The sequence below is a fragment of the Sulfitobacter sp. HNIBRBA3233 genome (genome assembly GCF_040149665.1).
GTDB lineage: Bacteria > Pseudomonadota > Alphaproteobacteria > Rhodobacterales > Rhodobacteraceae > Sulfitobacter > Sulfitobacter marinivivus.
The window spans coordinates 178,916-201,258 of record NZ_JBEFLP010000002.1; the positions used below are offsets into that span (position 1 = coordinate 178,916).

Below are 22,343 nucleotides of genomic sequence, written 5' to 3' on the forward strand. Positions count from 1 at the left end.
CAACACTGTCGCATGGTCGCTTGTGGCGCCAGCGCTTGCAGTTTTGTTTTTCGTCGGGCTGGTGCCGTTGGTGTCTGTCATCAACTATTCCTTCTTCGACATTTTCACCCTCGAGGACAGGTTCTGGGTCGGACTGGAATGGTACGAAGCGCTGCTGGCCGATCCCGGCTTCTATGCCGCACTCGGGCGCAGCGTGCTCTTCACCGCGCTGGTCGTGCTGATCCAGTTTCCGCTGGGGGTGGGGATCGCGCTGCTGCTGCCCCGCGTGGCCCTCTGGGGCAGCCTGTGCCTCATGGTGCTTGCGATCCCGCTGGTCGTTCCGTGGAACATGATCCCCGGCATCTGGCTGGGATTTATCAATGCGGAAAACGGGATATTGGGCGCGCTGCTGGCGCAGGTCGGCTGGGCGATTGAGTACAAGACCGACGTGGTTCATGCGTGGATCCTGACGCTGATGATGGACACATGGCACTGGGTCGGGCTTGTTGCGATCCTGTCCTACTCCGGTCTCGCCGCGATCCCCGGTGCATTCTATCAGGCCGCCGCGATCGACGGTGCCAGCCGGTTCCAGATCTTTCGCCATATCGAATTGCCGCGCCTGACCGGCGTGCTGATGATGGCGCTTGTCCTGCGGGTGATGGACAGCCTGATGATCTACACCGAAGCGTTCGGCCTGAACGCCGGTGGACCCAACGGCGCGACGACGTTTCTCTCGCTGGATCTGGGTGAAGAGATCGCGGCGTTCAACTACGGGCCCGCCGCCGCGCGCTCGGTCCTCTATGTGCTGCTGGTGCTGACGCTGGCGTGGGCATTTACGTTGCTGTTGCGCAGCCTGCGCGCGCAGGAGAGCGGGGCGTGATGCGCGGTCTTGCCAAACTTGCGCGTGTACTGGCGCTGGTCGCGGTGGCGGCCTTCGTGCTGGCGCCGCTCGCGCAGGCGGTTTTGCTGAGCTTTGTCGCCACCTTGCCGCACGACGGCGTGGCGCAGGGCAGTTTTTCGATGATCAACTACCGGCATATCTTTGACGATCCGCGTCTGGTGGCCTCCTTGGGGAATTCGATCATCTACGTCAGCGTGAACGTGGCCCTGACGCTTGCGGTGTCGCTGCCCGCGGCCTACGCGCTGTCGCGCTACCGGTTTCTGGGCGACAGGCACCTGCTGCTTTTGTTGCTGTCCTTCCGGATCATGCCGCCCGTTGTCCTGTCCTTGCCGGTGTTTCTGCTGTTCGCGCAGATCAACCTGCTGAACACGCCGCTCGCGATTGCACTAGTGCATTGCCTGTTCAACATCCCTGTGGCGATCTGGATTCTCGAGAGCTTTATCACCGCCGTGCCGCGCGACTTCGACGAGAATGCCTTTCTCGACGGGTACAGCGTGCCGGGGTTCTTTGTGCGCCACCTCGTCCCGATGATCGCACCGGGGATCGGGGTGGCGGCCTTCTTCTGTTTCATCTTCTCGTGGGTCGAGGTCGTCTTTGCCCGCATCCTGACCTCGACAGGGGGCAAGCCGGTGACCATGGCGATCGAGGGGCTGTTCGGATTTCGCACCGATGTGGGGCTGGTCATGGCGATGACCGTGTTCTCGCTGCTGCCGGGTCTGGTTCTGATCGTGTTCGTGCGGCGCCATATCGCGCGCGGCTTTCGTATCCGCGTCTAGGAATTAGCCGACCGCAGACGGATGGATCATCTTTGTCCCCGCTGGTCCGGATTGCGCTTGCGATTCCCTCTGGCAGCCCGGAAGGTAATCGTATGAGCACCATACCGATAGTCGTTTTTTCCGATCTCGACGGCACGTTGCTGGACCACGAAACCTATGACTGGAGTCCGGCGAAACCGGCGCTGGATCTGTTGAAAAGCATCCCTGCGCCCGTCATTCTGTGTTCAAGCAAGACCGCGCCGGAAGTGGCCGTATTGCAAGAGGCGATGGGGCTGACGGACTATCCCGCAATTGTCGAAAACGGGGCAGGGACGATCGGGGCGGAGCAAAGCCGCCCCTCTGTGGCCCTCTACAAGCGGTTGCGCGAGGTTCTCGACAGCATTCCCGCAAACCTGCGCAAGGATTTCGCCGGTTTCGGCGACATGAGCGACGAAGAAGTGGCAGAGATAACCGGCCTGAGCGTCGGCGGTGCTACCCGCGCACGCGACCGCAGCTTTTCCGAGCCGGGCCTCTGGTACGGGAGCGATGCGGATCGGGAAAGCTTTATCGCCGCCCTTGCACATCAGGGCGTTTCCGCGCGCGAGGGCGGGCGGTTTCTGACCCTGTCCTTCGGGCGCACCAAGGGCGATGCGATGGCACAGCTGGCAACCCGTTTCGCGCCGGCACGCACAATCGCTCTGGGGGATGCGCCCAACGATATCGAGATGATCGCGGCCGCGGATTACGGCGTGATCGTCGCCAACCCGCAGCGCAATCCCTTGCCTGAGCTTGCCGGGGAACGCGAAGGGCGGATCCGCAGAACAACACAGCCCGGCCCCGAGGGTTGGAACAAAGCCATTCACGATCTAGTTCAAGAGTTGAACCTGGCATGAGGACTGCAAGACATGGTTGATTTCCACCAGAACGGCAACATCGCGACGCTTCACAACCTTCGCAATCGTTCACTGGAGGAAATGACCTACGAGTTGGAGACCTTCGCCCAGACGCGGAAGATGGCGCTGATCCTGCCGTGCCTCTATTCCGAGCTGGCAACGGACGCGATGCCGAAAATCCTGTCCGAGCTGTCGAAGGTCACTTACCTGCACCGCATCATCATCGGGATCGACCGCGCCGACGAGGCCGAGTTTCGCCACGCGCGCGCGTTCTTTCAGGGTCTGAACCAGAACCATATGGTGATCTGGAACGACAGCCCGCGCATGAAGGAACTGGGCAATCGTCTGGACAAGATGGGCCTTTACCCCTCCGAACAGGGCAAGGGCAAGAACGTCTGGTCCGCCATCGGGTATCTGCTGGGCTGTCAGGACAGCGATGTGATGGCGATCCACGATTGCGATATCCTGACCTACGAGCGCGAGATGCTGGCGCGGCTGATCTATCCGGTCGCCAACCCCACGTTCCCCTATCAGGTGGCCAAGGGCTATTACGCACGCATCGGCAATGACAAGCTGAACGGGCGGGTCACACGCCTGCTGGTCAGCCCGTTGTTGCTGGCCTTGCGTCGGGTGATCGGCGACCGGGATTATATCGATTACCTGCGCAGTTTCCGCTACCCGCTGTCCGGTGAATTCGCGATGCGCACCAACATCCTGCCGGATCTGCGCATTCCGTCGGATTGGGGACTGGAAATCGGGGTCCTGTCAGAGGCGTGGCGCAATCTTGCGCCCAAGGCCGTGTGTCAGGTCGAAATCGCCGATGCCTATGACCACAAGCATCAGGATCTCAGCCCCGAGGATGCAGCGGCGGGCCTGAACCGGATGGCCACGGACATCTGCAAGGCGATCATCCGCAAGCTGGCAGCGGACGGCACGGTCTTTACCAACAACGTTTTCCGCACGCTGAAGGCGACCTACTACCGTTCGGCGCTGGACCTGCTCGAGGCGTATTACACCGACGCCAAGATGAACGGCCTCGCGCTCGACCGCCACTCCGAGGAAGCGTCGATCGAACTCTTCGCGGAATGCATCATGCGCGCGGGCGAGACATTTCTGGAAAACCCGCACGAAACACCGTTCATTCCCACGTGGAACCGTGTCCATTCGGCGGACCCGTCCTTCCTGCGCGACATGCAGGCGGCGGCACTGGCGGACGACCGTGAATTTCAGTGATCCGTGTTGCTGATCCAGCGGCACTGGTAGGGCGCAAGCGTGATCTCGTCGGCGTCGACGGTTTCGCCTGACAGCAGATCGATCCAGGTTTCATCGTCGATCAGGTTCAGGGCATCGCTGCGCAGGCGCAGGGTGTCGCCGCTGACATTGTGTAGCGCGAAGATGGATTGCTGCCGGTCGAGGCTCTGTCGCCAGACCGCGAAAATGCGGGCATCGCCCAACTCGGTCGTGAACTGCGTCGCGTTGGGGTGAAAGGCCTGCTGCCGCTTACGGATCTTCAGCCGGTCGCGCAGCGTGCCCAGCACGATCGCCTGCTGCGTGTCGGGCTGTGCCAGCCGCGCGCTCAGATCGCCGTAGTCCCAGCGGTGCCGGTTGATCGCCCGGTTCATCCCGCGTTTTTCAACACTTTCGTGGTCGTTTGGCGTGGCCAGAACGGAGTGGATATAGAATGCCGGTATCCCCTCCAGCGACATGACGATGGTCTGCGAGCAGATGAAGCGCGCGATGTGGTGATCGTCCTCACCGTCGAATGTGCGGCGCATGGCGTCGAAATAGGTGCAGTTGATCTCGTAGGGGGCCTCCCCCCCGCCGGGCAGGGCGCGCATCGACACCAGCCCGCCGGAGGCACGGACCGCATCAATCATCTTTTCCTGTTCTTCGGGCGGCAGCAGCCCTTCGGCGGGCCGCATGCCGATGCCGTCATGGCTGGCGGTGAAGTTCAGATAGGCGCACCCCAGCGGCGCGGGTGGCATACCACGCTGCCAGCGCAGCAGGTGCCTTGCACTGCCCGACATCATCGCATGAAGGATCAGCGGGGGCAGGGGAAAGTTGTAGATGACATGCGCTTCGTCGCGCTTGCCGAAATAGCTGAGGTTTTCGGCTTTCGGCACGTTGGTTTCAGTGACGAGGATCATCGGCTCGGTCGCGAAATTCGCAAGGCTGCGCATCAGCTTTACGATCTCGTGGGTCTGGGGCAGATGGATCGACGGGCTGCCCGCCTCTTTCCAGAGAAATGCCACCGCATCCAGCCGGATGATCCGCACCCCGTTTTCGAGATGCAGGCGGATGATCCGCAGGAATTCCAGCAGGACTTCGGGATTGCGGAAATCAAGGTCGATCTGGTCGTGGCTGAATGTACACCAGACGTGCCGCGGCCCGTTTTTCGTCTCGACCTCTTGCAGCAGCGGTGTTGTGCGCGGGCGGACCACCATGCTCAGATCGTCCTCCGGGGAGGCCTCGAAAAAGAAACTGTCATAGGGGGGCTGGCCCTGACGGTAGGCGTTGAACCACGTGCCCTGGCTGGAGACGTGGTTGAGCACCAGATCCGACATCAGCTGGAACGCGTCCGCGATCCGGTTGATGTCTGGCCAGTCGCCCAGTTGCGGATTGACGCTGCGAAAATCCGACACGGCGAACCCGTCATCCGATGTATAGGGAAAGAACGGCAGGATATGCACGCCGTTGATCGCGCCGCGCAAATGCTGGCGCAGGAAATCGTTCAGCAGATCCAGCGGTTTATGGACGCCGTCCACCAATGTGTTGCCGTATGTTATCAACAGCGCATCGCTTTGCGACCACAGCGAATTGCCGGGCCTGCGGGCGCGTTTGCGCCGCGATGACCCCTCGGGCCAGAAGGCATCGACAATCTGGCTGGCCAGAATGTCGGCGTCGAACTGGGGATAGATCTTCGCCACATGGGCCGCGATCACGCGTCCCAGCGAGGCATCGGGCGGCAGGGGAGTATCTTCAGAGGTCATGCGCCAAACATGCACGTTCGGCGCGCAAGGACAAATCCAACGGTGAAATTCGCCAGCCGCCCGCGCGCCGGGGCACGCAATGCCGCGATTTTAGGCGGTTTTCCGACCCGGATGCGGCCTGGACACGCCGCGCAGACACCCACGGCGCCCAAAGCGGTCAGCCTTTGACAAGCTTGTTGAACCAGCCCTTTTTCTTGGTTTCGCCGTCGGCTGTTTCCACTTCGACGTCCTCTTCTCCGGCTTCGGGCGCGCCGACCGCGTCCTGAAAGTTCGAGAAGAACTGGTCGGCCATCTTCTTGGCGAAGCCGTCAATGATCCGGCTGCCGAGCTGCGCGAGTTTGCCGCCGACTTTCGCTTCCACGTCGTAATGCAGGATCGTGCGCCCGCCGTCCTCCTCCAGACGCACATTCGCACCACCTTTGGCGAATCCCGCGGCGCCGCCTTTGCCTTCACCGGTGATGGTGAGGCTTTCGGGCGCGATCATCTCGCTCAGTTCGACCTGACCCTTGAAGGTTGCCTTCACCGGCCCGACCTTCTGGACCACCGTCGCCTCGAATCCTTCCTCGGGGGAGCCTGACATTTCCTGACAGCCCGGCACGCAGGCTTTCAGTACTTCGGGGTTCAAAAGCGCGGCAAACACAGTCTCGCGGTCTGCATTGATGATCTTCTGATCGCTGAGGTTCATGCGCACTCTCCCGTTTGCTTGGCTCTGTCCGTCGCGTTCATCAAAGGATGACCGAGAAGATCGGTCGCCGCAAGGTGCTCTGTTCACGACGGTCTATGCGGTTGAGGCCTGACGTCGAATCGCCCCAAACTGATCAGCCAGACGGTTGCTGTCCCTGTGGCGCGGACGCTGGCCTGCCCCTAGGGAAGTTTGATTGTCTTGAGGGCTGATGCATGGTTGACTCTCGAAAGCCATATTCCCTATCCTTTTCCACGGTGCGGAACTACGTTTCAAAATAGAAGCGGCCCGCCCTTTCGCTTCCGTCCCGTTGGTTCGGCGCGGAGACAAGAAATCAGGGAGGATACCATGAATTACTTTACCTCTGCTGTCGCAGTGTTCGGTCTGACCGGCACCATGGCGATGGCCCAGGATATCGATCTGCCGAAACAGCTGAGCTGGACCGCGTATGACACCGGCTCGGCAGGCTATAACCAGTCCGTCGCCATCGGCGCGGCATTGCAGGACGCCACGGGCGTCAACCTGCGCGTTCTGCCCGGCAAGAACGACGTGTCGCGGACAGAACCGCTGCGTCAGGGCCGTGTGCAGTTCTCGGCCACGGGTGTCGGCGGCAGCTTTATGGCGCAGGAAGGCGTGTTCGACTTCGGCGCGGAAAACTGGGGCCCGCAGCCCATTCGCGTGCTGATGGCCAACAACGGTGGCGCGATCAACCTCGCCGTCGGCGTGGCCGGTGATTTGGGCATCGAGGAATATGCCGATCTCGCGGGCAAGCGCGTGGCCTATATCGTTGGCGCGCCCGCGCTGAACGTGAACACCGAAGCCTACCTCGCCTATGGCGGGCTGACATGGGATGATGTCGAGCGTGTCGATTTCGGCGGCTTCGGCGCCAGCTGGACAGGCCTGATCGAAGGTCAGGTCGACGCGGCCTTCGCCTCCACGAACTCGGGCAAGGCCTATGAGGCCGAAGCCGGTCCGCGCGGTCTGTTCTGGCCCCCGATCGATCCTGACAACACCGAAGGTCTGGAGCGGATGACGGCCATCGCGCCCTTCTTCACGCCCAACAAGGCCATGGTCGGTGCCACGATCGACGGAACCGATGGCTATCAGGGCGCGGGCTATGCCTATCCGGTGCTCACGGCGATCGAAGCGACCGATGACGATCTGGTCTACAACATGACAAAGGCGATGGTTGAACTGTTCCCGCAGTACGATGGCAAGGCACCGGGTATCGGTGGCTGGGCGATCGACAAGCAGGACATGGAGTGGGTGGTTCCCTACCACGAGGGTGCGATCCGCTACTACAAGGAGCAGGGCGTCTGGACCGATGCGGCGCAAGCCCACAACGACAACCTGATCGCCCGTCAGGAAGCGCTTGCCGCAGCGTGGGAAGCGCTGAAAGCGGAAGCGCCGGAAGATTGGGAAGCAGCATGGGATGCGGCACGTCGCGCAGCCCTGAAAGATGGCGGTTTCCAGGTCACATTCTGATCCGCTGACACCTTCGGAACCGGCCGGTGATCCCACCGGCCGGTTTTCCCCTGTTTCCAACCCTTCCATGTGAGTTTGGCCCATGACAGACAACAGCACCCAACCCGGGAGCGCGAAAGGCGTCGAGCAAGTCGCGATAGACGGAGAGACCCCCGCAGAACGCCTCGGAGGCGTTGCGCGCTGGGTGGTCATTGCCGGCACGATCCTGTCGCTTGTCCTTGTGGTCAATCAGCTTTTCAACCTTCAGATCGCGGGCATCGTCCTGATCGAAGGGCGCTATCTCTATATTCTCGGCGGCCTGTTTCTGGCGCTGAGTTTCCTGATCTTCCAGATGCGCGGCGGCAAGGGCGGGGTGCCGAGTATCCTCGACTGGGTGCTGTTCGCGTTGTCGCTCGGATGTACGGCCTACCTGTCGCAGACCGCCCAGCAGAACCTGTCGCAGGGCTGGGAATATGCCGCGCCGGAGCAGGCGCAATACGTATCGGTCATTTTCTTCTTCCTCATCCTCGAGGCCACGCGCCGGGCGGGGGGGCTGATCCTTTTCATTATCGTGACCTTCTTCGCCTTCTACCCCACCTTCGCGGGGCAGGTGCCTGACCCGTTCTCGGGCTTCCAGAGCACGTTCATGCAGACCGTGCCCTATCATATCTATTCCGCCGAAAGCTCCTTTGGCATCCCGATGAAGGCCTTTGGCGGCGTGGTGATCGGCTTCATCCTCTTTGGCGCGGTGCTGCAACGCACCGGCGGCGGCCAGTTCTTCAACGATCTGGCCATGGGCATGGTCGGCGGCTATCGCGGCGGGGCAGCGAAAGTGTCGATCTTCGCCTCCGGCTTCATGGGCTCGATGTCGGGCTCGGTCATCTCGAACGTGCTGACCACCGGCGCGGTGTCGATCCCTGCCATGCGCAAGACCGGTTTTTCGGCCAAGACCGCCGCCGCGACCGAAGCCTGCGCTTCGACGGGCGGTGTGTTGATGCCACCGATCATGGGCGCCACCGCGTTCATCATGGCGTCGTTCCTGTCGCGCCCCTATGTGGAAATCGCGCTGGCGGCCGCGATCCCCTCGATCCTGTACTACTGGAGCCTCTTCGCCCAGATCGACGCCTATTCGGCCAAGCGCGGATTGCGCGGCCTGCCAAAGCCCGATCTGCCGCGCCTGAAGGAAGTCATGGCCGAAGGCTGGCCCTATATCTCGGTCTTCGCGCTGCTGCTCTACATGATGATCGCCTTGCGACAGGAAAGCTCGGCGCCGTTTTATTCGGTTGTGCTGCTGTTGATCGTCAACCAGTTCCGCAAGCGGTTCCGCCTGAACATGCAGCGGCTGGGAAACATGGTGGTCGGTGTCGGCATGGGTCTGGCGGAGTTGACCGCGATCCTGCTGGGCGTGGGGCTGATCGTCGGGTCGTTTTCGGCGACCGGCCTTGCGGGCACCTTGGTGAACGAACTGGTGTTCATGGCCGGCGACAACACTCTTGTCCTGCTGCTGATGGGGGCACTTACGGCCTTTATCTTCGGCATGGGGATGACCGTGACGGCCTGCTATATTTTCCTTGCCGTCGTGCTGGCTCCCGCGCTCGAGGCCGGTGGTCTCAACACGCTCGCGGTGCACCTCTTCATTCTCTACTGGGGGATGGTCAGCTATATCACACCGCCGGTGTCGCTGGGTGCTTTCGCGGCCTCGACCATGGCCGGATCGAACCCCATCGCGACGGGGTTCGAGGCGATGCGCCTCGGCGGGGTGATCTATATCGCGCCGTTCCTCTTCGTGCTGAACCCGGCGCTGATCGGACAGGCCCCCGCCTGGGAGGTCACCGTGGCACTGACCTGCGCGATCATCGGGGTCGGGCTGATTTCGGCGGCATTGCAGGGCTTTATCAGCCTCGTCGGGCCGATCGAGGGGCCGATGGGGATCCCCCTGCGGGTGATGCTGTTCGTGGGCGGGTTGCTGATCGCCAAACCCAAGACCGACCTGCTGAACTGGGGCTATGCCCTGTCTTTCGTGGTGGGGGCAGCCATCTGTATCCTGCCGATCATCGTAGCATGGCGGGCGCAAAAGACCCGTGACGCAATGGCCTGAGAGTATGATACCGACAAATCCCCCGACACCTGAAAACCCGCCACGGGAAACCGTTGTTGCGCGCATCCGCGCGAATGCCGCCGCCCACCCGGAGGCCCCGGCACTGGTGTGCGGCGACACGCGCCTGACATGGGGCGCATTCGATGCACGGATCAACCGCGTGGCGAACGCCCTGATCGGCATGGGGATCAGGAAGGGAGACAATGTCGCGATCCTGTCGGCGAATTCCATCCCCTACGCCGAGCTTTTCATGGGCATCCTGCGGGCGGGCGGCTGCGTGACGCCACTGTCGTCGATGGCCGCCCCCGAGGCATTGCACAAGATGCTGGCCGACTGCGGCGCGCGGGCGATTTTCGTGGCCGAACAGTACTTCGGTCTGGTCGAGGGCTTCGTCGACGATCTGGACCTGCACCGCGTGGCGATAGATTTCGACCGTGAAGGTATGGCGGATTACGAGACATTGCTGGCGGAGGCCGATACCACCGATCCCATGGTCCCGCTGGAGATGTCGGATGCCTTCAACCTGATCTATTCGTCAGGCACCACCGGCACGCCGAAGGGTATATTGCACAATCACTGGATGCGCGCGGCGCAGATGGACCGCGTGTCGCCAAACGGCTATGACGACAACGCGCGCACGCTGATCTCCACGCCTCTCTATTCCAACACCACCATCGTCGCGTTCATCCCGACGCTGTTCGGCGGATCGACAGTGCACCTGATGCCCAAGTTCGACGCCCGCGCCTATCTCGAAATCGTAGAGCGCGAGGGGATCACGCATACCATGCTGGTTCCGGTGCAGTACAAGCGGATCATGGATGTGCCCGACTTCGACAGCTTCGATCTGTCGTCGATGCGCGTCAAATTCTCGACCTCGGCGCCCTTGCGGGCGGACGTGAAGAAAGACGTTCTCGACCGGTTTCCAGGCAAGCTGATCGAATACTACGGCCTTACCGAAGGCGGCGGGGTCAGCGTTCTGGTGGCCGACGAAAACCCGACCAAGCTGCACACTGTAGGCCAGCCCGCGCCGGGCAATGACATCCGCCTGATCGACACCGAAGGCCGCGAAGTGCCACAGGGCGAAGTGGGCGAGATCGTGGGGCGTGGCCCGACGATGATGGCGGGATATTTCGGGCGCGACGACCTGACCGCAGATTACATCTGGCGCGACGAAAACGACCGCGTCTATTTCCGCTCGGGCGATATGGGCAGTTTTGACGAGGACGGCTTTCTGGTGCTGTCGGACCGCAAGAAGGACATGATCATTTCGGGCGGGCTGAACATTTATGCCAACGATCTGGAGCTGATCCTGCTGGACGATGCGGATGTGGTCGACGCAGCCGTCATCGGTGTGCCCTCCGACGCATGGGGAGAGACGCCTCTGGGCCTTGTGGTGCTGCGCGACGGGGCCACGCGGACCGGCGACGAGATACTGGAAAAAGCTAACGCGCGGCTGGGCAAGAGCCACAGATTGTCTGCGGTTGAACTGCGCGAGACACTCCCGCGCAGCACCATTGGCAAGATCCTCAAGAGGGATCTGCGCGCACCCTATTGGGAAAAGGAGAAGACGTGAGCAACGAGAAGATGAACGGCGCCGAGAGCCTGGTCAAAAGCCTTCTGGCAAACGGGGTCGAGGTTTGCTTTACCAACCCCGGCACATCGGAGATGCATTTCGTGGCGGCCCTCGATCATGTGCCGGGCATGAGATCGATCCTCGCGCTGCACGAAACTGTCGCGACCGGCGCCGCGGACGGCTACTTCCGCATGGCCGGCAAACCCGCCTCGACCTTGCTGCACCTCGGGCCGGGCCTCGCCAATGGTCTGTCGAACCTGCACAACGCCAAAAAGGCAGGGTCGGGCATCGTAAACATCATCGGTGAACATGCTTCGACACACATCGAACTCGACGCGCCGCTGACCGCAGACATCGAGGGCATCGCGCGCCCGATGTCGCATTGGGTCCATACCTCGCATTCCGCTGCCGATGTGGGCCGCGATGCCGAGGAGGCTGTGCGTGCCTCGATGGTCGCGCCGGGCCAGATCGCGTCGCTGATCCTGCCCAGCGATACCGCGTGGAACGACGGCGGTGTGGCCGCAACTGGGGCCGAGATGCCCGCGCCCACCGGATTTGACGAAAGCGGGCTGGACCGGGCCGCCGAATTGCTCGACGGGCCTGAAACGCTGCTGTTGCTGGGCGGTGCGGCCCTGACGGAAAGCAATCTTGAGACGGCGGGGCGCATTTCGGCCAAGACCGGGTGCAAGCTGTTGTCGGAATGGTCCAACGCGCGTCTGGAGCGCGGCGAGGGGCGGGTATTTATCAACCGCGTCCCCTATCCGATCGATATCGCGCTCAAGGTTCTTGAGCCGTTCAAGCGCATCGTTCTGGTCGGTGCCCGTGCGCCCATCGGTTTCTTTGCCTATCCGGGTAAACCCGCAATCCTGACCAGCGAGGGGACGGAAATCCTGCCGCTTGCCGACAAGAGCAACGATCTGACCGCCGCACTCGACGCGCTCTGCGCGGCCACCGGGGCGCAGGAAACCGCACCTGCCCATGTGGTCACGGCCGAGACGCCCGAACCGCAAAGCGGCACCATCAACCTCGACAATCTCGCGGCGTGCATTTCGCGCGCGATCCCGCAGGACGGGATCGTGGTGGACGAATCCGTCACAACCGGCCGCGCGTTTTCCCCCGCCACCAAGGGGGCGAAGCGGCACACATGGCTCAACAACTGTGGCGGCTCCATCGGCTATGCCATGCCCGCTGCCATCGGTGCGGCTGTGGCCTGTCCGGACCGTCGCGTGATGTGCCTGACCGGGGACGGGTCGGCGATGTATTCGGTGCAGTCGCTGTGGACCATGGCCCGCGAGAATCTGAATATCGTGACGCTGATCTTTGCCAACCGCAGCTACAAGATCTTGCGCGGCGAGTTGACCAACGTCGGCGTCCAGAACGCGGGACCGCGTGCGATGGATATGCTCAGCCTCGACCGTCCGGCACTGGATTGGGTGCAGATGGCGCAATCCATGGGGGTGCAGGCCATCAGCGTCAGTGAATGCGAGGCGCTCGAAGCGGCACTGGACGATGCGTTGAACGCCGAAGGCCCGCGCCTGATCGAGATCATGCTCTAAGCAGAGTATATCATCCGGTTCCGGCGTTTGCCCGGAGTGTTCGAAGGCCGCTCACCAGCGGCCTTTTTCACGTTCTCCGCCGTCCTGCCGCGCAGGAAAGGTCAACGGGTTCGAGCATGTGTGGGGGAGGTCCGGCAGCGGCTGCCCAAGACTGCGCAAGGCCGCCGGCGGATATGGGAGAGGGTCGCGGGCGCAACTGAATGCGCCCGCGTTTTAGTCTTACGCCTTCATCGCCGACAGCACCGCGTCGCTGGTGATCGGCAGGTGACGCACACGCGCGCCGGTCGCGTTGAAGATCGCATTCGCGATCGCTGGCCCCACAACCGTGGTGCCCGGTTCACCCAGACCGACGGGCACTTCCGTGCTGTCGATGAACTCGATCTCCATCTCTGGCACGTCGGCCAGACGCAGGGGCGTGTACGCCCCGAGATTGAGATCGACGACCTTGCCGTTTTCGATGCGGGTGCCTTCATGCAATGCCATGGACAGACCCCAGAGTGCCGCGCCCTCGCATTGCGCGCGCGCACTGTCGGGATCGACCACGGTGCCGCAGTCGAACGCCAGCCACATCTTCTGCACATCCACATCGCCGGTTTCGCTGTCGACGGCCAGTTGGACGACCGCGGCGGTCCAGGTCGGCATGGTGCGCGACTGACCGAAGGTCGTCGCGATACCCATCGACGTGCCTTCCGGTAGATCGGTGTTGCCGTAGCCCGACATCTCGGCCACCCGCCGCAGAACAGCCGCCTGCCGTGTGGCACCGCCGACCGCATTGGGCGCGGAGCCCGCGTTCATTCCCTCTGCCGTCAGATGATCGAGCCGGAACTGTAGCGGATCAGCACCGACCTTGTGCGCGGCTTCGTCCATGAAGCTTTCGACGGCAAAGTTGGTCCAGCCCGGCCCCACCGACCGCAACCAACCGGGACGGAAGGTCGCGTTGGCCAGATCGTTGGAAATGGCCCGGACACGATGCGCGCCCACGTCGTACCAGTGATCGGCCCCGTCGATGGCGAAGGGATCGTAGGGTTCCTCGTTCACGCCCTTGGGCATGAAACCCGGTGCCATGACCTGCGTCGGCCATCCGGCTGTGGCGTGATGCTCCATCCCGGTCACCGCCTGTGCATCGTCGAACGCCATGCGCAGCTTTTGCACCGAAGGCGAACGGATGCTGTCGAATTCGGCATCCTGTTCCCGCGAGAAGACCAGCTTTACCGGTTTGCCCACGGCCTTTGACGCCAGTGCGGCCGGCACGATGTAATCACCGTTGAGACGACGGCCAAAACCACCGCCCAGCATGTAACTGCGCATCACGATCTTGTCCGCCGGCACTTCGAGCGCGGTGGACAGCGTTGGCAGGATCAGGGACTGCCACTGGTTGCCTGCATGGGTTTCCCAGATGCCGTCGGCATTCTGGAAGACCGTGGCGTTCACAGGCTCCATCTGGAAGTGCAGCACGGACTGCGTCGTGTACTCTGCCTCCAGCGTGTCGGCGGCGGCATCGAAAGACGCCGACGTATCGGGTTGCGCGGTGTGCAGGATCGCTCCGGCATCACTGTCGATCAGTTCACGCCCGCGGGCCTGGATGTCGTCCTCGGACACATCCACAGTTTCGCCCGCTTCCCAGTCCACGCTGATTTCCATGGAGGCTGTCCGCGCCGCATAAAGCGATTGGCCCAGCACCACGACCCAACCCGGCACCGTGCCCGAAGGATCGTCCAGCACAACGGTTTCAAGGTAGCCCTTGATGCCCTTTGCCGCGCTGTCGTCGACCGAATTCACCTTCGATCCGTAGCGTGTCGGGGGCAGCATCGGCACGCCGTACACCATCCCATCGACCTTGGCATCAAGACCGTAGATCGCCTGACCCGTGGTTTTCGTATCGAGGTCGAGCGGATGCACGTCCTGTCCGACAAGGCGCAGATCGGCATGGGGTTTCAGCGGCAGCGCGGCCAGCTCGTCCTCGGTAAAGGAGCGGTCGAGCCCGCTGGCCACCAGATCGCCGTAGCTGATGGTCTGGGTGCCGTCTGTGACAGTGCCGTCGCGCGCGGTGAGGCCGGATGCATCCACGCCCCACATCTTGGCTGCGGCTTCGATCAATGCGGTACGGCCGGCGGCACCCGCCTGCCGGTAGACCGGCCAGCTTTGCCAGACAGACCAGCTGCCCCCGGTGACCATGAAACCCCATTTTTCAGCCGAGTCGACATGCGTGATACGGACGTTCTCCCACGCCACTTCCAGCTCGTCGGCAAGGATACGCGCGATGGCGGTCCCGACGTGCTGGCCCATCTCGGCGCGGATGATGTTTACGTTGACCTGACCCTCGGCGTCGATCCAGTACCACAGCGACGGCTCGAAGGTTTGTCCGGTCGGGGTGACGGGCGTGCCGCTTGGAACCTCGGGGTTCATCGCAGCCTGCGAGGCCTGCGGAAAGCCGAAGGCCACGCCGGTGGCGGTCATGGTTACCAGAAACCCGCGGCGGGTCATCTGCGGCTGGCTGTCAGAGCCAGCCAGTCGGGACATAAGATTAGTCATTTGCGGAATCTCCCATTGCGGTGGCCGCGGTCCGGACAGCTTGCCGGATGCGCGAATAGGTCATGCACCGGCACAGGTTGCCGGTCATCACCGCGTCGATGTCTTCGTCGCTCGGATTCGGTGTGTTCTTCAGCAGCGAAGCGGCCTGCATGATCTGGCCCGACTGGCAGTATCCACACTGGGGCACGCGCAGGTTGCGCCACGCTTCCTGAACCGGATGGCTGTTGTTTTCGTCAAGACCTTCGATCGTGGTCACCTTCATGCCCGCGACATCAGACAGGTATGTGACGCAGGACCGCGCCGCAGTCCCGTCGATGTGCACGGTACAGGCGCCGCAGGCACCGATGCCGCAGCCGAATTTCGTGCCGGTCAGACCGATCTCGTCCCGGATCGCCCAAAGCAGCGGGGTATCCGGATCGGCGTCGACCGAGATTTGCTGTCCGTTCAATTCGAATTCTATCATAGGATGATTCCCCCTTGGGTATGTTCTGCCTCCGGGGACGGTACAGATGACCCCCGGAGGGCCACTGTAGACAACCGTGGCGGGTGATTAAAGCGCAATGACCGCCGGACGGCAGGTCGCGTCAGTCTGCGCATCTTGAAAACGCTGCCCGCAGAGGATGTGCCATTAGCGAATGGCATTGCCTCCATAGGTCTGCGAAGAAGCGTGATTATCCAGAGTGCCTGGGCTCCTTTGGCGGCACCCGGCCTTGTCCGCAGAAGGCTACGAGCCAGACGATGCCGCTGGCTGACGCGCACATATACAGCGCTTTATGCTGCAAGATCGGATCGGGGAAAAATGGCTGGGATGGTAGGATTCGAACCTACGGTACACTGTACCAAAAACAGTTGCCTTACCACTTGGCTACATCCCAACGTGCGGCGTTATTTAGAGCGGCTTGGCAGCGGGCGCAAGCCATTATCTGGATAATTTTGCCTGTTCTTCTATTCCTGAGCGGCGTTGTCGCGCAACAGATCGGACCGCTCCTCCGCGCGCTCCAGATCCACGATCTCCTGTAGCTGCTTGTCCTCGGTGGCGTCGGTGTCCTGCACCGGTGCAGGGGTTTCCACGCTACGCGGCGTGGCAGAGGTTTCGGGCGCGGTTTCCGGAGCGATTGGCGCACCCGCAGGGCCGATGTGCTGCAATCTGTAGGTGGGCACGTCCGCCGCGAGCCCCGCGCCGTCATAGGCGGCCTGCGTCAGGCGGATCGCTTCGGAGCGGGCCAGAACGATCGATGTGTCGTTCTGGTTGATCCACGCGGCCATGTTCATCGTTACCCAGCTGTCGTCGATCGATTCCACCCAGACCGATACGGCGGGTGTCTTGAGGACGAAAGGCAGCGCTTCGAGAGTGTCATGGGCAACCGTGCGCGCCAGATCGAGGTCCGCATCGGGCCGCACGGACAGACCAAAGGTGAAACGGCGCTCGGCGTTGCGCGAAAAATTCACGATCCGGCTTTTGAACACTGTCGCGTTGGGTATGCGGATGTGGTTGCCATCGAAGCTCAGCAGGATGGTCGCACGGGAGGTCAGCCGGATCACCTTGCCGGTGTCGCCCTCGATCTCGACGGTATCGTTGGGCCGGAAGGGTTGGCGGATCGACAGCATGATCGACGCGATGAAATTCTCGACCGTGTCGCGCACGGCAAAGCCGATGGCCAGACCGACGATCCCCGCAGCGCCCAGAATACCCGACAAGAGGGCGGTCGCGTTCACGATATCGAGGGCGACCACCAACCCGCCGACGATGAACAAAAGGCGCAGGATCTGCCGGTAGATATCGGCGATGAACGCATTCGGCGCCATCCTGTCCCACGGCTGTTTGCGGCGCGCGATGAAAAAGCCGAACAGGACGATCAGCACAAAGACCGACAGCGCCACCAGCGCCAGCGGCAGGAATGCCAGCACCTGCAACCCGCGCGCCTTGAACCGCTCTACCGCCGGGTTGAGGCGCCGCACCACATCGGTGGTTTCGGCGACCTCGTTCTCGATTGCCACGACGCCTTCGATACGTCCGACAAGATCGTTCAACCTGCCGGATGTCGCGCTGTCCAGCGTGCTGCCGCGAAGCGTGACGATGCCCGACTTCACGGCGACGGTGACGTCATCGAACCCTTCAAGCTCTCCCAGAATATCGCGGATGCGGGTCGCGATCGCGGCGTCCTGGTCGGCGTCCGCACCGACCGCGATTGTGCCGGTGGGCTGTCCGGTTTCCTGTGCCCCCGTGGCAGAGGCAAAGGTCAGCAGAAGGCAGCAGGCCAGAATGAAATTGCGCATGAATGCTCCCGCCCGAAAATCATCTCAAATACCGGGGGAGTTTAGGGGCCTCGCGACGGGATTGGCAATCGCGGACTGTTGCGGCCCGATCAGGCGCAGTCTAGAAGGATAGCCCCCTCGCGCTTGCCCTGCTGCACCGCGTTATGGGCAGCGGCGCAGTCTTTCAGTGCAAAGGTTTGCTCCACAGGGCAGACCAGTGCGCCGTCCTGCAGGGCGCGGTGCAGCCGCGCGATACGTTCCTGACGCTGGGCGAGGGGCAGCAGGTAGATCAGGATGATGTCGATGGTCGCCGCCTTGAACAGCAGCGGCCCGAAGGGCACGGTCGGTGTCATGTCGATTTGTGAGCCGTAGGCGGCGATCACGCCATTCGGCTTGATGACATCGGCGCATACACCTGCGTTCACGCCGAATTCGACCTCGACCACCCTGTCGACGGGCGCATCGCCATTGGCGGCAAGGATATCTTCGGCCAGCGTGTCACTGCGGTAGTCGAGAACGGTTTGCGCTCCCGCCGCGCGGACGCGGTCGAAATCCCGCGCACTGGCTGTGGCGATCACCTTCGCGCCGCCCCATTTGGCAAGCTGGACCGCGAGGTATCCCACTGTGCCGCCGCCGCCGGAAACCAGCAGGGTCTGCCCCTCCACATCGCCCGCGCCGAAGACCGCTTCAGTCGCTGTCAGGCCGGGAATGCCTAGAACGGCACCGGCTTCCAGCGCGATGCCTTCGGGCAGCAATACCGCCTGTTCGGAGGGCAGGGTGATATGCGTGGCCGCCGTGCCGAAGGCGCGTTGCCACTGTCCGTTCCAGATCCAGACCCGTTCGCCCACGCGGGCGGGATCGACGCCGTCGCCGACCGCCTCGATGGTGCCGGCGCCGTCGCTGTCGGGCACGACCTGTGGAAAGGGAGGCTTGGTGATGCCCGGCCTCGATCCGGCGCGCGCCTTGATGTCGGAGGGGTTGACGCCCGAGAACGCGAGCCGCACCGAAACCTCGCCCGCTGCGGGTGAGGGGGTCGGGATATCCGAAAGGGTCAGGACGTCTTCGGCGGGGCCGAAACGATCATAGGTGATAGCTTTCATGGCGGCGTTCTCCGTGCGGTTGGACCGCGCCACCATGGCCGAGGCCCGGAGGATGTGCAATCAGTCGAAGATCTCTGCCGCCTGCACGCCCCAGACACGGGCCTTGGGTGCCCAGCCCTTGTAGCCGCCGGACCGCAGCAGGCACCATTCCGCCTGGCATTCGCTGACCCGCGCGACCACGCCCAGTTCCAGCGCCGCCACGACCTGCGCGCGCGCGTCCGGGCTTGCATGCAGGCTCAGCATGTCTTTTTCGATGATGACGGTGCGGGTGCCCGACAGAAGCGAATAATGCACCCAGCCCCCCATGCCGTCGCGGTCCTCGACGCGGCGCCAGTGGCCGTGTTCTGCGGTGATTCTGAGCGGCATGTCGCGGCGTTTGAAAACCCAGTCGATGCGGTGGCTCAGCGATGGTCCACGGCGCACATTGCCTTCGGACGCCTTCATCGAGACGAAGCGTGGAATCGGGCGTTTGGTCACCTGTCCGATGCGGCTTTCGTCCGCAAAGGCGGGGCCCTGCGCAAGGCACAGGGTAAAGAGCACGGACGCCGCAAGGACGACCGCAAGAAACTTGACGGATATCGTTCTGAACATTGGTGCTGCCTGCACTGTCTTTTGACTATATTGCTCTTTTTCAGCGCTCCGGGGTTCTTGTGCCTCGTGACCGCATGGGCCACCATGGCCCCAGAAAAGCGCGAGCGCCAAGACCGGAGACCAAATTATGCCAAAACAGCAATTGAGTGTTGTAGTCACGCGACGGTTGCCCGAAGTCGTGGAGAACCGGTTGTCGGAACTGTTTGACGTGAAGCTGCGCGAAACGGACGAGCCGATGACCCGCGCCGAGTTGCAGGAAGCCGTGCAGACCTGCGACGTTCTGGTGCCGACCATCACGGACGAGATCGACAACGCCCTGATCGCGCGGGCCGGTCAGCGCCTGAAGCTGATCGCGAATTACGGCGCGGGCGTCGATAACATCGACGTGGCGACCGCGCGGCAAAACGGCATTCTGGTGTCCAACACCCCCGGCGTGCTGACCGACGACACCGCCGATATGACCATGGCGCTGATTCTGGCCGTGACCCGCCGCATGTCCGAAGGCATGGCGAAGATGCAGAAGGGCGAATGGACCGGCTGGGCGCCGACGGCGCTTCTGGGGGGACGGATCGCGGGACGCCGCTTGGGCATTCTGGGGATGGGGCGGATCGGACAGGCGGTCGCGCGCCGCGCGGCGGCGTTCGGGATGCAGGTCCACTACCACAACCGGCGCCGCTTGCGCCCCGAAACCGAAGCCGAATTCGGCGCGACCTACTGGGAAAGCCTCGACCAGATGGTGGCGCGGATGGACGTGATTTCGGTCAACTGCCCGCATACGCCCTCGACCTTCCATCTGATGAACGCCCGGCGGCTTCAGCTTATGAAGCAGGACGCGGTGATCGTGAATACCTCGCGCGGGGAGGTGATCGACGAGAACGCTCTGACGCGGATGCTGCGCTCCGGTGCGATCAAGGGTGCGGGACTGGACGTCTACGAGCACGGGCAGGAGATCAACCCGCGCCTGCGCGAGCTGGAGAACGTGGTTCTCCTGCCGCATATGGGATCGGCCACACTGGAGGGCCGGATCGAGATGGGCGAGAAGGTGATCATCAACATCAAGACCTTCGACGATGGCCACCGGCCGCCGGACCAGGTCGTGCCGTCGATGCTGTGAGCCCCTTCACCCTGCACGTGCGGGGAGGGTGCGGGATTGAGTTTATTGGCAAAATGGAGAAGTCGGGGAGGAATACGATGCGGTCCATGGCGTTCTTGATCGGGGTTTTCGCGGCGGGTGCCGCGATGGCCCAGCAAGCGGCAGACGGTATTGCGCCCGAAGCGGCGGGGGCGGGCGGGATCGCGCCAGTTTCCGCGCAGGTTGACGCGGCAATCGCGGCCAAGGAAGCGGGCAGGCCCGTGCGCGGCGAGACATGGATGGTTGCCGCGGCCAATCCGCTGGCGGTTCAGGCCGGTGCGGATGCACTGGCTGCGGGCGGATCCGCCGCGGATGCGCTGGTCGTCGTGCAAACGGTGCTGGGACTGGTCGAGCCGCAAAGTTCGGGTCTGGGCGGTGGCGCCTTTCTGGTGTGGTACGATGCGCAGAGCGGCCAGCTGACCACTCTCGACGGGCGCGAGACGGCGCCTCTGGCCGCGACGCCGCAACTGTTTCAGGATGCGCAGGGGGAGCCTCTGAAATTCTTCGATGCGGTTGTCGGCGGGCGGTCTGTCGGAACTCCGGGCACGCCTGCGCTGCTGGCCGAGATCCACCAGCGCTGGGGGACCAAGGACTGGGCGACGCTGCTTGCTCCGGCGATAGAGCTGGCCGAGGCGGGTTTTGCCGTCAGTCCGCGCCTTGCGCAGCTGGTCGAGGGCGATTCCGAGCGGCTTGCCAGTTCTGACATCACGGCGGAATATTTCATGCCCGGCGGTGCGCCGGTGAAGGCGGGCGACACGCTCGTCAACCTGCCCTACGCCGAGACGCTGCGCAGCCTTGCTGCCGAGGGCGTTGGCGCCTTTTATGCCGGCGATCTGGCGCGCAGTATCGTGGCGACCGTGCAAACTGCCAAAGGAAACCCCGGCGTGCTGTCAGAGGTCGATCTGGCGATCTACCGGGTGAAGGAGCGCGCACCGGTCTGCGCCCCCTACCGCGCGCATGAGATTTGCGGCATGGGGCCGCCGTCGTCCGGCGCTCTGGCCATCGGGCAGATTCTGGGGCTGCTGGAGTCGTTCGATCTGGCCGCGGGCCCGCAGGACGCGACGGTCCGGCGGCTGATGGGCGACGCCGCGCGGCTGGCCTTCGCGGATCGCGGTCGCTACGTGGCCGATACCGATTATGTGCCGGTTCCGGTCCGCGGGATGCTGGACCCTGCCTATCTGGCGCAGCGCGCCGACGTGTTGACCGGGCAGACCGCACTGGAGGAGGTCGCCCCGGGGACGCCCGCGTTCGACCACGCGCTGATCCGCGCGGATGACGAGGCAATCGAGCTGCCGTCGACCTCCCATATCTCGATCGTGGATGCGGCGGGCAACGTGGCGTCGATGACGACAACCATCGAGAACGGTTTCGGCAGCCGGTTGATGGTCGGAGGCTTCCTGCTGAACAACGAGATGACGGATTTTTCATTCCGCAGCCATGTGGATGGTGTGCCGATTGCCAACCGCGTCGAACCCGGAAAGCGGCCGCGTTCGTCGATGGCCCCGACAATCGTGATGCGCGACGGGCAGCCGGTAATCGCGCTGGGATCGCCCGGTGGCAGCCGGATCATCGGCTATACGGCACAGACCATCGTTGCCATGCTGGACTGGGGAATGGACCCGCAGCAGGCGGTGATGGTGCCGCATGCGGTCAACCGGTTCGGCACCTATGATCTGGAGGAAGGGACCGCAGCAGCCGAGCTTGCAGGCCCTCTGGGCGAAATGGGATTCGACGTGGAAACGCGCGACCTGACATCGGGTCTGCATGTGATCGCGATCGACGAGGCAGGAATGTCTGGCGGGGCGGATCCGCGCCGCGAAGGCATCGCATTGGGAGACTGA

General features: G+C 63.1%; 17 protein-coding genes and 1 tRNA gene. 10 read left to right on the forward strand and 8 right to left on the reverse strand.

The window, feature by feature from the left end; all coding sequences use genetic code 11:
* Positions 1-70 precede the first annotated feature (70 nt).
* The 4 genes from ABMC89_RS14110 to ABMC89_RS14125 all read left to right on the forward strand — a co-directional run bounded on the left by ABMC89_RS14110 (position 71) and on the right by ABMC89_RS14125 (position 3,761).
* A complete protein-coding gene (locus tag ABMC89_RS14110; protein ID WP_349568994.1) occupies positions 71-859 on the forward strand; it encodes a carbohydrate ABC transporter permease in 789 nt (262 codons plus the stop codon).
* Positions 859-1,656, forward strand: coding sequence for a carbohydrate ABC transporter permease (locus tag ABMC89_RS14115; protein ID WP_349568996.1), 798 nt, complete (start codon positions 859-861; stop codon positions 1,654-1,656). Before ABMC89_RS14110 ends, ABMC89_RS14115 begins: the two co-directional genes overlap by 1 nt.
* Positions 1,657-1,748: 92 nt before the next feature.
* Complete coding sequence (locus ABMC89_RS14120) at positions 1,749-2,528, forward strand: HAD-IIB family hydrolase (RefSeq protein WP_349568998.1); 780 nt, start codon at positions 1,749-1,751, stop codon at positions 2,526-2,528.
* Positions 2,529-2,540: 12 nt separating this feature from the next.
* The gene (locus ABMC89_RS14125; protein ID WP_349569000.1) at positions 2,541-3,761 is read left to right on the forward strand and encodes a glycosyltransferase family protein; all 1,221 of its coding nucleotides are present in this window, start codon (positions 2,541-2,543) and stop codon (positions 3,759-3,761) included.
* Here the strand turns inward: ABMC89_RS14125 and ABMC89_RS14130 are convergent.
* Positions 3,755-5,518 (reverse strand): sugar phosphorylase, encoded by a 1,764-nt coding sequence (locus tag ABMC89_RS14130; RefSeq protein ID WP_349569002.1) that lies wholly within the window; start codon positions 5,516-5,518, stop codon positions 3,755-3,757. The two genes, ABMC89_RS14125 and ABMC89_RS14130, sit on opposite strands and share 7 nt — an antisense overlap.
* Positions 5,519-5,675: 157 nt before the next feature.
* A complete protein-coding gene (locus tag ABMC89_RS14135) occupies positions 5,676-6,203 on the reverse strand; it encodes an SRPBCC family protein (RefSeq protein ID WP_349569004.1) in 528 nt (175 codons plus the stop codon).
* Positions 6,204-6,548: 345 nt separating this feature from the next.
* On the opposite strand from ABMC89_RS14135, the gene ABMC89_RS14140 reads away from it, so the two are divergent.
* The 4 genes from ABMC89_RS14140 (at position 6,549) to ABMC89_RS14155 (ending at position 12,891) form a co-directional block, all read left to right on the forward strand.
* Positions 6,549-7,685, forward strand: coding sequence for a TAXI family TRAP transporter solute-binding subunit (locus ABMC89_RS14140; RefSeq protein WP_349569006.1), 1,137 nt, complete (start codon positions 6,549-6,551; stop codon positions 7,683-7,685).
* 82 nt (positions 7,686-7,767) lie between these two features.
* Complete coding sequence (locus ABMC89_RS14145; RefSeq protein WP_349569008.1) at positions 7,768-9,762, forward strand: TRAP transporter permease; 1,995 nt, start codon at positions 7,768-7,770, stop codon at positions 9,760-9,762.
* A 4-nt stretch (positions 9,763-9,766) separates the two neighbouring features.
* Positions 9,767-11,335 (forward strand): class I adenylate-forming enzyme family protein, encoded by a 1,569-nt coding sequence (locus ABMC89_RS14150; RefSeq protein ID WP_349569010.1) that lies wholly within the window; start codon positions 9,767-9,769, stop codon positions 11,333-11,335.
* A complete protein-coding gene (locus tag ABMC89_RS14155) occupies positions 11,332-12,891 on the forward strand; it encodes an acetolactate synthase large subunit (protein WP_349569012.1) in 1,560 nt (519 codons plus the stop codon). Before ABMC89_RS14150 ends, ABMC89_RS14155 begins: the two co-directional genes overlap by 4 nt.
* Before the next feature lie 219 nt (positions 12,892-13,110).
* Here ABMC89_RS14155 and ABMC89_RS14160 read toward each other — a convergent pair whose 3' ends face one another.
* From ABMC89_RS14160 to ABMC89_RS14185, 6 genes are all read right to left on the reverse strand, one after another.
* A complete protein-coding gene (locus tag ABMC89_RS14160) occupies positions 13,111-15,411 on the reverse strand; it encodes a xanthine dehydrogenase family protein molybdopterin-binding subunit (RefSeq protein ID WP_349569014.1) in 2,301 nt (766 codons plus the stop codon).
* Positions 15,412-15,415: 4 nt separating this feature from the next.
* The gene (locus ABMC89_RS14165; protein ID WP_349569016.1) at positions 15,416-15,886 is read right to left on the reverse strand and encodes a (2Fe-2S)-binding protein; all 471 of its coding nucleotides are present in this window, start codon (positions 15,884-15,886) and stop codon (positions 15,416-15,418) included.
* A gap of 337 nt (positions 15,887-16,223) precedes the next feature.
* A tRNA-Gln gene (locus tag ABMC89_RS14170) sits at positions 16,224-16,298 on the reverse strand.
* Between the two features lie 70 nt (positions 16,299-16,368).
* Entirely contained in the window at positions 16,369-17,700 is a 1,332-nt protein-coding gene (locus tag ABMC89_RS14175; protein ID WP_349569018.1) for a mechanosensitive ion channel domain-containing protein, read from the reverse strand.
* An 89-nt stretch (positions 17,701-17,789) separates the two neighbouring features.
* Entirely contained in the window at positions 17,790-18,779 is a 990-nt protein-coding gene (locus tag ABMC89_RS14180; RefSeq protein ID WP_349569020.1) for an NADPH:quinone reductase, read from the reverse strand.
* A 60-nt stretch (positions 18,780-18,839) separates the two neighbouring features.
* Positions 18,840-19,370, reverse strand: a complete 531-nt coding sequence (locus tag ABMC89_RS14185) for an SH3 domain-containing protein (protein ID WP_349569022.1) — start codon at positions 19,368-19,370, stop codon at positions 18,840-18,842.
* A 127-nt stretch (positions 19,371-19,497) separates the two neighbouring features.
* Between ABMC89_RS14185 and ABMC89_RS14190 the strand changes: the two genes are divergently transcribed.
* Positions 19,498-20,484, forward strand: a complete 987-nt coding sequence (locus ABMC89_RS14190; protein WP_349569024.1) for a 2-hydroxyacid dehydrogenase — start codon at positions 19,498-19,500, stop codon at positions 20,482-20,484.
* A 77-nt stretch (positions 20,485-20,561) separates the two neighbouring features.
* Positions 20,562-22,343, forward strand: coding sequence for a gamma-glutamyltransferase (gene ggt / locus ABMC89_RS14195; protein WP_349569026.1), 1,782 nt, complete (start codon positions 20,562-20,564; stop codon positions 22,341-22,343).